The sequence below is a fragment of the Streptomyces sp. NPDC021224 genome, from assembly GCF_044332905.1.
In the GTDB taxonomy this organism is placed as follows: domain Bacteria; phylum Actinomycetota; class Actinomycetes; order Streptomycetales; family Streptomycetaceae; genus Actinacidiphila.
The window spans coordinates 478,389-490,491 of sequence record NZ_JBIRPW010000003.1 but is presented as its reverse complement, the minus strand read 5'-3'; the positions used below and the strand labels follow the sequence as shown (position 1 = coordinate 490,491).

Genomic DNA, 12,103 nt, shown 5'->3' with positions numbered 1-12,103 from the left:
CGCCCCTCCAGGACTCGAACCCGCAGTATCCGCACCCGAAAGCGAGACACCCCGTGAGACGCCGCACCACCGCCGCCATCGCCACCGCCGCCGCCCTGTGCGCCACCGCCGCCCTCGCCGGCTGCGGCTCCGGCAGCGGCTCCGGCTCGTCCTCGAAGAAGACCGTCAGCACCTGGGTCTACCCGGTGATCAACGACCCGAAGGCCAACGACGCCTACTGGAACGGCCTGGTCAAGGGCTTCGAGAAGGCCAACCCCGGGATCACCGTGAAGGTCTCCACCTACCCCTGGGCCAACCGCGACACCGCGCTGACCACCGCGCTCGCGGCGGGCAAGGGCCCGGACGTGGCGTACCTGATCCCCGACCAGCTGCCCGCCTACCAGCGCAACCTGATATCCGCCGACCAGTGGATGACGGCGAAGGACAAGGCGGCGCTGCGCCCCTCCGCGCTCAAGGCCGTGACCGTGGACGGCAAGCCGTACGCGGCTCCCGTGCTGATGTCGACCTACCCCCTGCTGTGCGACAAGAAGGTCTTCGACGCGATCGGCGAGACCACCTACCCCACCACCTGGGACCAGCTGGCCGCGCTCGCCCCCAAGCTCAAGGCCAAGGGCTTCTACGCCACCAGCTACAGCGGCGACACCACCGCGACGCTCAACATGACCTTCTACCCGCTGCTGTGGCAGGCCGGCGGTGACGTGTTCTCCTCCGACGGCACCAAGGCGGCCTTCAACAGCGACGCCGGGGTCAAGGCGCTGACCTGGCTCAAGACGTTCGTCGACAACGGCTGGACGCCCAAGGACCTGATCACCACCACCCCGCAGATCGAGCAGACCGACCTGGCGAAGAACAAGGTCGCCTGCACCTGGCAGAACACCGCCGCCGAGGTCGAGCCGTTCTGGGGCAAGGACAACATCGTGGTCGGCCCGGCGCTGACCGGCGACAGCCCGGCCGCGTACGGCACCGTCGGCACGCTGGCGATGTTCAAGAGCGCCAACAAGGACGCGGCGGGCAAGTGGATCTCGTACGTCACCCAGCCGGCCAACGACGCCGGTCTCCAGAAGCCCGGCGGCTACTTCCCGCCGCGCACCGACGCCACCGCGCTCTACCCGGGTGACCAGCACCAGGAGGCCACCGAGAAGGTGCTGGAGAGCACCGACGTCGGCCCGCTCAACAAGGCCTCGCGCGACGTGATGGGCGTGCTCGCCCCGCAGTTGCAGGCCGCGCTGCTCGGCAAGACCGACCCGAAGAAGGCGCTGGACGACGCGGCGCAGGCCGCCGACCAGATCATCGCCCGCAAGCGCTGAGCCCCGGCGCACCCCGGCATCCCGCACTCCCGTCTTCCCGAAGGAGGTCCCGTGGCCGCAGTCGCGGAGTCCCGTTCCCGCCCCCGCAGCACGCCGGAGCCCGTCCGGCGCGGGCCGCACGCCCGCCGGGAGGCCCGTGTCGGGCTGCTGTTCGTGCTGCCGTGCTTCCTGCTCTTCCTGGCCTTCCGGTTCGGGCCCGGCCTGGCCGGGCTCGTGCTGGGCTTCACCGACTACACGATCGGCGACAGCACCCACTTCACCGGCCTGGACAACTTCCAGCGGATGATGCACGACCCGCTGTTCTGGTCGTCGATGAAGGTGACGGTCGTCTACAGCGTCATCGCCGTGCCCTTCACGATCGCCGCGTCGCTGGGACTCGCGCTGCTCACCCGGCGCGCGTTCCGCGGCTCCAAGCTCTTCCGGTCCATCTTCTTCCTGCCGGTGGTCACCAGCCTGATCCTGGCGTCCACCGTCTTCATCTGGATCTTCTCCACCAAGGGCCCCTGGTCGGGGCTGATGGGACTGCTCGGGCTGCCCGAGCAGTCCTGGCTCACCGACTCCGCGCTCGTCCTGCCGGCCCTGGCCCTGGTCGGCATCTGGTCGCGCTGCGGCTACGGCATGCTCATCCTGCTCGCGCGGCTCCAGGACGTGCCGCGCGAGCTGGAGGAGGCCGCCCTCATGGACGGCGCCGGGCCCTTCCAGCGCTTCCGCTACATCGTGGCCCCGCAGCTGAAGCCGGCGTTCTTCTTCCTCGCGGTGATCGAGACGACCAACAGCTTCCAGATCTTCGACGCCGTCTACGTGATGACCGGCGGCGGGCCCGCCAACGCCAGCTACAGCCTCGTCTACCAGCTCTACGACGCGGGCTTCAAGTACTCCGACCTCGGCTACGCGAGCGCGCTCGGCTGCGTGCTGTTCGTCATGACCGTGGTCGTGGCGCTCGTGCAGCGCATGGTGCTCGGAAAGGAGAAGTGACCATGGCCCGGGACAAGTTCCAGGACATCGTGCCCCGGGCGCTGCGGCCCGGCAGGACCGGGCTCGCGGTGCGCGCGGTGCTGCTGACCGTGGCCTCGCTCGCGACGGTCTTCCCGTTCTACGCGATGATCGTGCTGTCGCTGAAGCCCGGCGCCGCGGTGGAGCTGCCCGGCAGCCTGCTGCCGTGGCATCTGAGCGGCTCCTCCTACAGCGCGGTGCTGGACGCCCAGGACGTGCCGCGCTGGCTGCTCAACACCCTTGTCTACTCGGTGGTGTCGGTGGTCGGCGTGCTGGCCCTGGCGTCGCTGGCCGGGTACGCGTTCGCCAAGAAGCGCTTCCGCGGGCGGGAGACGATGTTCTGGTCGTTCCTGTCGATGGTCATGGTGCCGTACCACGTCACGATGATCCCGACCTTCATCATGATGGCGAAGCTCGGCGGCGTGGACACCTACTGGGGCCTGATCGTCCCCACCCTCGCCAACGCCCAGGCGGTCTTCCTCATGCGGCAGTTCATCCGCGACCTGCCCGACGAGATGTTCGAGGCGGCCCGGCTGGACGGCTGCGGCGAGCTGCGGATCTTCGTCAGCCTGGTGCTGCCGCTGCTCAAGCCGATCCTCGCCACGCTCGGCACGTTCGTCTTCCTGTGGCACTGGAACGACTTCCTGTGGCCGCTGATCATGGGCCAGAGCAGCGACATGCGCACCCTCACCGTCGGCATCGCCTCGCTCCAGCAGCAGCAGGTGCCGCTCAGCCAGGTGCTCGCCGGATCGGTGATCGCCTTCGTCCCCATCTTCGCCGCCTACCTCGCGGGCCAGCGCTACTTCACCGAGGGCGTCACCGGCTCGGCCGTCAAAGGATGACCCCGCACATGACCCACACCCACACCCCGCCGCCGCTGACCGGCCCCGCCGTCGACTTCCCGTCGAGCGAGCGGGAGCTGGAGGAGCTGCTCGCGAAGCCCTCGCCCGCCCTGGTCTCCGACGCCGCCCGGCTGGACGGCGACCTGGTGATCCTCGGCGCGGGCGGCAAGATGGGCCCGAGCCTGGCCCGGCTCGCCCGCCGCGCGCTGGACGCCGCGGGCCGCACCGACCTCGCCGTGCACGCGGTGTCGCGCTGGTCGGACCGCGCGGCCGCCGACGCGCTCGCCGCCGACGGGGTCGTCCCGGTCACCGCCGACCTGCTCGACGGGGACCCGGCCGCGCTGCCCGAGGCCGGCAACGTCGTCTTCATGGTCGGCGCCAAGTTCGGCTCCGCGGGCAACCCGGCGCACGCCTGGGCCGTCAACGCCGCGCTGCCGGACCGGATCGCCCGCCGCTACCGGGACGCCCGGATCGCCGCCTTCTCCACCGGCAACGTCTACCCGCTGGTCGACACCGCCTCGGCCGGTTCCGCCGAGACCGACCCGGTGGGCCCGGTCGGCGAGTACGCCATGTCGTGCCTGGGCCGCGAGCGCGTCTTCGGCTACCACGCCGCCGTCCACGACACCCGCGTCGCGCTGCTGCGGCTGAACTACGCCGTCGACCTGCGCTACGGCGTGCTCGCCGACATCGCCGCGACCGTCCGGGCGGGCGAGCCGGTCGACGTGACGACCGGCCACGTCAACGTCGTGTGGCAGGGCTACGCCAACGAGGTCGCGCTGCGCGCGCTGCTGCACGCCCACGAGGACGTCTTCACCGTCAACCTCACCGGACCCGAGACGGCGTCGGTGCGGCGGCTGGCCGGGCTGTTCGCCGCCGAGTTCGGCGCGCAGCCGCAGGGCGCGGTGACGACCGGCGCCGAGTCCGGCACCGCGCTGCTGTCCGACGCGAGCTACTGCCACGCGCTGTTCGGCTACCCGCCGGTGTCCTTGCGCACCCTCGTCGGCTGGCAGGCGGAGTGGCTGCGCCGCGGGCTGCCGCTGTCCGGCCGACCGACCAAGTTCCAGACCCGCGACGGAAGGTTCTGACCCACCGTGTCCCTCCCCACACCCGCCGCCCCCACCGCCGCCGCGGCGGCCGCCGACCCGCTGGCGCTGCTCGCCGCCGGTACGGTCATCCCCGCCCACCCCCTCGCGCTCGACGCCGAGCGCCGCCTCGACGAGCGGCGGCAGCGCGCCCTGACCCGCTACTACCTGGCCTCCGGCGCCGGCGGCATCGCGGTCGGCGTGCACACCACGCAGTTCGCGATCCGGGACGCCGGGGTGGACCTGCTGCGCCCGGTCCTCGCGCTGGCCGCCGAGACCGCCGACAAGGAGGCCGGCCGCCCGGTCGTGAAGGTCGCGGGCGCCTGCGGCTACACCGCGCAGGCCGTCGCCGAGGCCTCGCTCGCCGCCGAACTCGGCTACGACGCCGTGCTGCTGAGCCCCGCCGTGCCCGGCGCCGACGAGGCCGGGCTGCTGGAACGGGCCCGGGCGGTCGGCGAGGTGCTGCCCGTCATCGGCTTCTACCTCCAGGACGCGGTGGGCGGCCGCTACCTCTCCCCCGCCTTCTGGCGGGCCTTCGCCGAACTGCCCGCGGTGGTGGCGATCAAGACCGCGCCCTTCGACCGCTACCGCACCGCCGAGGTCATCGCCGCGGTCGGCGCGAGCGACCGGGCCGACGAGGTCGCGCTCTACACCGGCAACGACGACGCGATCCTCAACGACCTGCTCACCCCGTACCGCACCCCGGACGGCACCCTGAAGTGGTTCGCCGGCGGGCTGCTCGGCCAGTGGGCGGTGTGGACCAGGGGCGCGGTCGCGCTGCTGGAGGAGGTGCGGGCGGCCCGCGCGGGCGACCACGCCCTCATGACCGACCTGCTGCGCCGCGCGCCCCAGCTCAGCCAGGCCAACGCCGCGGTCTTCGACGTCCGCAACGCCTTCCGCGGCTGCATCCCCGGCGTCCACGAGGTGCTGCGCCGCCAGGGCCTGCTGGAGGGCACCTGGTGCCTGGACCCGAACGAGCGGCTCTCCCCGCGGCAGGCGGAGGAGATCGCGTCGATCGCGGCCGCGTACCCGTGGCTGACCGACGACGCCTTCGTGGCGGAGCACCGCGATGACTGGCTCCGCTGAGGCCCCCCGCGCGGTCGTCGCCGTGCCCGCCCGGCTGCGCGAGCAGTTCTTCGCGCCCGCCGCGTGGCGGCGGCTGGAGCTGCTCACCGACGTCACCGTGGTCGAGGCGCACGGCGACCCGGCGGCGCTGGCCGCCGCGCTCGGCGACGCCGAGGTCCTGGTGACCGCGTGGGGCACCGCCCGGCTGGACGCCGCTCTGCTCGAACGGGCGCCCCGGCTGCGGCTGGTGGCCCACACCGGAGGGGCCGTCAGCCCGTACGTGACCGCCGCCGTCCTCGACCGCGGGGTGCGCGTCACCCAGGCGGGGGCGGCGATGGCGGGCCCGGTCGCGGAGGTCGCGCTCACCTTCACCCTGGCGCTGCTGCACCGCGTCCACCGCTTCGACCACGCCCTGCGCGCGGGACTGCCCTGGGAGGAGGCCTCGGCCGCGCCCGCCCGGCACGAGATCCGCGGCTGCCCGGTCGGCGTCGTCGGCGCCTCCCGCACGGGCCGCGCCTACATCGCGCTCGCCCGCGCGCTCGGCGCCGAGGTGAGCGTGTACGACCCGTATCTGACGGCGGAGGACGCCCACGCCCTCGGGGTGCGCGCCACCGGCCTGGACGACCTGCTCGCGGGCAGCCGTGTCGTCGCCGTGCACGCCCCCGCGCTCCCCGCGACCCGGCACATGCTCGGGGCCCGCGAACTCGCCCTGATGCCCGACGGATCGGGCCTGGTCAACACCGCCCGCTCGTGGCTGGTCGACGAGTCCGCGCTGCTGGCGGAGCTGCGCACCGGCCGCCTCGACGCGGCCCTCGACGTCTTCGACGCCGAGCCGCTCCCGCCGGACCACCCCTTCCGGTCCCTGCCCAACGTGCTGCTGACCCCGCACCAGGCGGCGGCCACGGTGGAGGGCCGCCGGGCGCTGGGCGACAGCACGGTGGCCGAGATCGCCCGCTTCCTCGGCGGCGAGCCGCTGCTGCACGCGGTGGGGCCGGAGGCGCTGGAGCGGGTGGAGTAGGGCCCGCTCCGGGCGCTGCGGTCAGTCCGTGCGCGGGATCCAGTCGCTGCCGCCCAGCGGGTAGTCGTAGCCGGGGCGGCCGGCGTCGGCGCTGGTACGGAAGGGGGTGCCGTCGTCGTCGATCCGTACGGTGCCGTGCCGGCCGCCGCTCGACCAGTCGAGGGTGAGGTCCCAGCGGACGTCGTGCGACCCGGTGTGGGCGGTGACGTAGAAGACCTCGGGGTCGGACTCGCTGACGCTGTAGGGGAAGGCGCGCTGCCCGTTCCTGGGCTTGGCGGTGGGGCTGCCGCCGTCCAGGTCGACGTCGAAGGACTTGGTCTCGACGCCGCCGCCGCAGCCGACGCCCATCGCGTAGTCGTTCCAGGCGAGCGGCGCGTCCCGGGACTCGACGCGCACGTGCAGCGCCTCCAGCACGACGGTCTGCGCATCGGCGCCCTGGACGGTGAGGGCGACCCGCTGCTCGCCGGAGGACACCGCTCCGTAGGAGGCGGCCCAGCGCGGCGCGTTCTCCTCGTTCGCGGGCGGGCCCATCTGCGCGGGCTCGCTGTCGACCAGGAAGTGCTGGCTGCACGGGTTGTCGTAGACGTACGGGCGGGTGCGGACGGTGATCGGCACGGCGCTGCCGCCCGCGTCCGGAGCGCCGGACGTCGTCGGAGCGGGGCCGCTCGGCGTGGCGGCCCCGGTGGTGTGCGAGGGGCCGGACGCGCTCGCGCTGTCGGTCGGCACGGCCGGGGTGTCCGGGGTGGTGAACCCCTGCGACGCGGAGGCGGCGACCGCCTTGCCCTTGCCCGCGTCGGCCGCCTTCCGCCCCGCGTCCCCGCCGTCGCCCCCGGCCCACGGCGGGTGCACCGCGAGCACGACGCCCACGAGCACGGCCGCGGCGGCGGAGGCGGCCAGCACCGAACGCCGCCGCCGCGGGGCGGGGGCGCCCGGTGTGCTGACGACGACCTGCTCGTCGGGGGCGTCGCGGTCGTCCGGGGCGTCGGGCGGGTTGGGCGCGTTGGGCGCGTCCGGCGCGTCCGGCGCGTCCGGCGCGTCCGGCGCGGCAGTGTCGTCCGGTGCGTCGGCCGCGTCCGGCGTGTCGGCCACCTCGGACGCACCGGCCGCCTGGGCCACGCCCGCCGCCGTCTCGGATCCGCCGGACGCGAGGCCTCTGCGCCGTTCCAGGGCCGCCGCCGCGCGGGCCGCGTCCGCCAGGACCCAGCGGCGGTGCAGTTCCACCAGTTCCTGGGGCGACGCCTTGCACACCCGCGCGAGCCGCTCCACCGGCGCGTAGTCGTTCGGGAAGGCGGTGCCGTTGCAGTAGCGGTGCAGGGTCGAGGTGCTCATGTGCAGCCGCCCCGCGAGCGTCCCGTAACTCAGCCCCGCGCGGTCCTTGAGCTCCCTCAGCAGCGTCGCGAACCGCTCGGCCGGTGCGGCTTCCGCCGCCCCCGCCCCGTGCTCGTCCATCCGGCAGCGTCCCCCTGCGTCCCGTTCCGGCGTTCCAGGGTCACCGGATGTGCCCTGGTCAGAGCCTGTTTCACCGTTCCAGTATCCCCAACCGCCCGGCTGGCATGGCAGGTGGGACGGATCACCGAACAAGCTCCTGCCATCCAAGCACCCCACCGGTGTCCCCAGCGAAAGAGGTACGCAGCATGTCCGGCATCCGCCCCTCCTCCGTCCGACTCGCCGCCGCGGCCGCGGGTGTCGCGCTCGCCGCGCTCTGCCTGACCGCGTGCGGCGACGACGGCACGGGCCCCCGCGCCGAGAAGTCCGGGACGAGCACCGCGAGTACCGCGGGCGCCACGGCGCCCGGCGCGACCGCCTCCGCCCCCGACCCGTCCGCATCGCCCTCCACGGCGGCCCCCGCGCCGTCCTCCAGCTCCGGGCACCAGGGCTCGGGCAGCCCGAAGGCGACGCCGCGGCACACCGCCACCAAGGCGCCGGCGTCCTCCCGCAAGCCGGTCACGTGCGAGGGCTCCAACACCAAGACCGTCGCGGCACCGCTGAACCGCCCGGTGAACCACATGCTGCTCACCGTCACCAACACGGGCAGCGCGACCTGTTACCTCTACGGCTACCCGGCGCTCCAGTTCACCGGCGCCCAGTCGGTGCCCCCGCCCGTCGAGGCCTCCCACCCGCAGGCCGTGGTGACCCTCTTCCCCGGCGAGTCCGGCTTCGCCTCGGTGACGCTGTCCGCCGCGGACGGCAGCGGCGAGTACGGCTACACCGCGAAGACCCTGGCGGTCCACTTCTCCGGCCGCTCCGGCAACGAGAGCGTCGGCACCGCCGCCCACCCGCCGCTGCCCGCCAAGGGCCTCTACATCGACAGCACGCTGAAGACCACGTACTGGCAGCAGTCGATGGACGACGCCCTGAACTGGTGACGCGCGGGCCCTCCCGCGTCACTGCCGCGCGGTCTCCTCCTGGGCCTCCCGGAGGAGGGCCAGCGTGGTGCGGGCCTGCTCCGCCCGCCGCGCGTCGCGCGTCTCCCGGTAGATCTCGACGGCCTGCGTGCAGGCGGCGGCCGCCTCGTCGAGGCGTCCCAGCTCCTGGAGGGCGAAGCACAGGTTGTTCAGCGCCACGCCCTCACCGTGCCGGTCGCCGACCTCCTGGCAGATCTCCAGGTCCGTCGTGTGGGCCTGGACCGCCTCCTCCACACGCCCCATCTCCCGCAGCGTGATGCCCAGGTTGTTCATGACGGACCCCTCGATGGCCCGGTCACGGGTCTCCCGGCAGATCTCCACCGCCGTGGTGAACATGGCGAGGGCGTCGTCGCTGCGCCCGAGCTCCTGGAGGGCGAGGCCCAGGTTGTTCAGCGCCTTGCTCTCACCGCGCCGGTCCCCGGTCTCCCGGCAGATCTCCAGGTCCGCCGTGTGCGCCTCCACCGCCTCCTCCACACGCCCCATCTCCCGCAGCACCAGCCCCAGGTTGTTCAGGGCGACGCCCTCGCCGCGCCGGTCCTCGCGCTCCCGGCAGATCGCGAGATGCTCCGTGTGCGCCTCGATCGCCTCGCCGAAACGCCCCACGTCCCACAGGGATCCCCCGAGGTTGCCCAGGCTGATGCCTTCCCGGTGGCGGTCCCCGGTGTCCCGGAAGAAGGCGACCGCCCGGGTGTGCACCTCCACCGCCTCGTCGAAGCGCCGCCGCAGGTCGAGGTAGTCCCCCAGGTAGGCGCTGAGGATCGCGGTGGCGAACGTGCGGTGGGTGCGGCCGGCGGCCAGCAGGTTGTCCTGCTCGGCGTCGAACCAGGCGACGGCGTCGGGACGGCCGGTGAAGGTGTCCGGGACGCTCTCGCCGGGCAGGGCCCGCAGGTGGGTGTCCGCGTCCTGGGCGCAGCCGCGGTAGTGGTCGAGCAGCCGCGTGACCGCCTCGTCGTCGGCCCCGTCCTCGCCCGGAGCGGCAGGGGTGTTGTGATCGCGCGTCAGGTCGTGCATCGACCAGCGGCTGCCCGCCGGGCCGGACCGGTGGGTCAGCAGGTGGGCGCGGGTCAGCTCGCGCAGGGCCGCGCGGACCTCGGGTGCCGGACGGCCGGCCAGCGCGGTGGCGGCGGGCAGGCCGATGTCGGAGCCGGGGGCGATCGCCAGCAGGTGGAGCAGTTGCCGGTGCCCGGCGGGAAGGTGCTGGTGGGAGAGGTCGAACGTCGCGCGCAGGGCGCGCTGTGTGCCGGTCAGTCCGGTGTACGCGTCGACCGCGTCGATACGGGAGCTGTGGGCCCGCAGCTCGTCCAGCAGTTCGGGGAGGGTCTGCTCCGGGTCCAGTACGAGGGCGGCGGCGTTGATCCGCAGCGCCAGCGGGAGCCCGCCGCACCACGTGGCCAGCTCCAGGGCGGCCTCGGGGGTGTCGTGGGTGCGGGTGTCGCCGGGGCGGGCGGCCTCCAGCGTGGCCCGGAGGAGGTCGACGCCCGCCCCGGGGGCGAGGGTGTCCAGGTCGATGAGCCGGGCGCCGAGGTCGGGGTGGGTGTGACGGGAGGTCACCAGCAGCCGGTGCCGGTCCCCGGCGGGGAGCAGCGGGCGGATCTGGTCGGAGGAGGACGCGTTGTCGGCCACGACCAGCACTCGCCGCCCCTCCCGCCCCAGCGAGCTGAGCACGGAGCCGTACCGCGCGGCGCGCTCGTCCGGCGCGGAGGGGATGTCGTCGGCGGCGACGCGCAGGGTGCGCAGGACGAGGTCGAGCGCCTGGTGGGCGGTGAGCGGGTCGGGGTCGTAGCCGCGCAGGTCGACGAGGACGACGTCGGTGAACCACTCCCGTCGCACCGCGTGGTGGGCGGCGTGCAGGGCGAGCGCGGTCTTGCCGATGCCGCCGAGCCCGGCGACCGCGCTGACGACGACGGAGGCCGTCCCGCCGTCGTCCGGCCGCAGGATGGAGAGGACGTGGTCGGCCTCGGCCTCACGGCCGACGAAGACGGGCGGGGCCGGCGGCAGGGCCACGACCGGCCCCGGTGCCTGCCCGGCCGGGGTCGGGTGGATGTACACGTCGCCCTTGACACTGCCCACGGCCATGCCGCCCGGGGCGTTCATGCGTGCGTCGCCGCCGACGGCCACGCCGCCGTCCACCGCGCTCACCTCGTCCACCGCACCCCCTCCGGCGTCGCCGCCCCAGCACGGCGACACTAGCGCGGACGCCTCCCGTACCGGTGCCGGTTGCGGCATTTGTGCCGGTGGCCCGCGGGCGCGCGGCGGGTCTCAGGCGACGAGCAGCCGCAGGCCCAGTTCGGCCGCCTCCAGGGTCGCGAGGTCCCGGTTGCGCTCGGCCCAGCGGCCCGACGCGAGGTCGTCGCGCAGGGCGTCGACCGCGCGCCGCTCCGCCTCGGGGCCGACCCTGGCCCAGACCGAGACGGCACGGCGCACGGGCTCCTCCAGGTAGGCCTCGGGGCGGCGCCAGTAGGCCTCGAAGAAGCCGTCGGCGCAGTCCCAGGGGACGAGGACGGGTTCGGCACGGCCGCCGGTCGCCGCGGTCAGCTCGGAGAAGGACGGCCAGTGGACCAGGATGTCGGCGAATTCCGGCAGGTAGTCGCGGGAGAGCCAGAAGCGGTCGTGCCAGCCGGGGCTGCTCGCGTCGTACGTGAGGACCACCACGCGGCGGGCGACGCGCCGCATCTCGCGCAGCCCGGCCAGCGCGTCCCGCCAGTGGTGGACGGTGCTGACCGCCATCGCCGCGTCGAAGGACCCGTCCTCGAACGGCAGGCTCTCCGCCGAAGCCGCCACGCAGGGCGCCGCGTCCGCGGGCCGCTGCGCCCGCATCACCGCGGACGGCTCCACGGCGGTGACGTCGCGGTCGGCCGGTTCGTACGAGCCGCTGCCCGCGCCGACGTTCAGCACGGTGCGGGCGTCCCCGAGCGCCGCCCAGATCTGCTCGGCGATACGCGGCTCGGTGCGCCGCGTCGCCGGGTAGTCGGAGCCGATCCGCTCGTACAACTGCGCGCCGAACGCTTTGAGCTGTTGCTCCGGTGTGGTCGTGATCCCCATGGCACGTGCCTCCAGTTCCCGGTCGATGGCCCTGACCGTGGCGGCGGCGCGGTCGCGCTGCTCCAGCAGCAGCCCGCGCAGCCGGTGCAGGTGCGCGACGGCGTCGGTGCCCGGATCGTCGACGAGGTCGGCGATCTCCCGCAGCCCGAACCCGAGCCGCCGGTAGCCGAGGACCTCGCGCAGCCGCTCCACGTCCCGGGCGGCGTAGGCCCGGTAGCCCGCGGCGGTCCGCGCGGACGGCCGGACGAGCCCGATCTCGTCGTAGTGGTGCAGCGTGCGCACACTGACTCCGGCCAGCTCCGCGACGCGCCCCACGGTCAGGTGTTCTTCCACGCCCCCGACGATGCGG

At 74.1% G+C, this 12,103-nt stretch carries 10 protein-coding genes; 7 read left to right on the top strand and 3 right to left on the bottom strand.

What is annotated here, in order from left to right:
• Positions 1–53 precede the first annotated feature (53 nt).
• Genes ACH4PY_RS10605 through ACH4PY_RS10580 form a run of 6 tightly spaced genes read left to right on the top strand, consistent with a single transcriptional unit; the run spans position 54 to position 6,307 of the window.
• Positions 54–1,307 carry an extracellular solute-binding protein gene (locus ACH4PY_RS10605; RefSeq protein WP_398178663.1) on the top strand — a complete coding sequence of 418 codons (1,254 nt, stop codon included), beginning with the start codon at positions 54–56 and terminating at the stop codon, positions 1,305–1,307.
• 51 nt (positions 1,308–1,358) lie between these two features.
• Positions 1,359–2,282 (top strand): carbohydrate ABC transporter permease, encoded by a 924-nt coding sequence (locus tag ACH4PY_RS10600; protein WP_398178660.1) that lies wholly within the window; start codon positions 1,359–1,361, stop codon positions 2,280–2,282.
• Positions 2,283–2,284: 2 nt separating this feature from the next.
• Positions 2,285–3,142 (top strand): carbohydrate ABC transporter permease, encoded by an 858-nt coding sequence (locus tag ACH4PY_RS10595; RefSeq protein ID WP_398178656.1) that lies wholly within the window; start codon positions 2,285–2,287, stop codon positions 3,140–3,142.
• A gap of 8 nt (positions 3,143–3,150) precedes the next feature.
• Positions 3,151–4,227, top strand: a complete 1,077-nt coding sequence (locus tag ACH4PY_RS10590) for an NAD-dependent epimerase/dehydratase family protein (RefSeq protein WP_398178653.1) — start codon at positions 3,151–3,153, stop codon at positions 4,225–4,227.
• Positions 4,228–4,233: 6 nt separating this feature from the next.
• The gene (locus tag ACH4PY_RS10585) at positions 4,234–5,310 is read left to right on the top strand and encodes a dihydrodipicolinate synthase family protein (RefSeq protein WP_398178651.1); all 1,077 of its coding nucleotides are present in this window, start codon (positions 4,234–4,236) and stop codon (positions 5,308–5,310) included.
• On the top strand, positions 5,294–6,307 hold the full coding sequence (locus ACH4PY_RS10580; RefSeq protein WP_398178648.1) for a hydroxyacid dehydrogenase: 1,014 nt from the start codon (positions 5,294–5,296) through the stop codon (positions 6,305–6,307). The genes ACH4PY_RS10585 and ACH4PY_RS10580 overlap by 17 nt, the downstream gene beginning before the upstream one ends.
• A 21-nt stretch (positions 6,308–6,328) precedes the next feature.
• Here the strand turns inward: ACH4PY_RS10580 and ACH4PY_RS10575 are convergent, their stop codons facing one another.
• Positions 6,329–7,756 (bottom strand): helix-turn-helix domain-containing protein, encoded by a 1,428-nt coding sequence (locus tag ACH4PY_RS10575; RefSeq protein WP_398178645.1) that lies wholly within the window; start codon positions 7,754–7,756, stop codon positions 6,329–6,331.
• Between the two features lie 185 nt (positions 7,757–7,941).
• On the opposite strand from ACH4PY_RS10575, the gene ACH4PY_RS10570 reads away from it, so the two are divergent.
• Positions 7,942–8,673, top strand: coding sequence for a DUF4232 domain-containing protein (locus ACH4PY_RS10570; protein WP_398178643.1), 732 nt, complete (start codon positions 7,942–7,944; stop codon positions 8,671–8,673).
• A gap of 18 nt (positions 8,674–8,691) precedes the next feature.
• Here the strand turns inward: ACH4PY_RS10570 and ACH4PY_RS10565 are convergent, their stop codons facing one another.
• Positions 8,692–10,860, bottom strand: a complete 2,169-nt coding sequence (locus ACH4PY_RS10565) for a tetratricopeptide repeat protein (protein ID WP_398178640.1) — start codon at positions 10,858–10,860, stop codon at positions 8,692–8,694.
• 111 nt (positions 10,861–10,971) lie between these two features.
• Positions 10,972–12,087, bottom strand: a complete 1,116-nt coding sequence (locus tag ACH4PY_RS10560; RefSeq protein ID WP_398178637.1) for a MerR family transcriptional regulator — start codon at positions 12,085–12,087, stop codon at positions 10,972–10,974.
• Positions 12,088–12,103 lie beyond the last annotated feature (16 nt).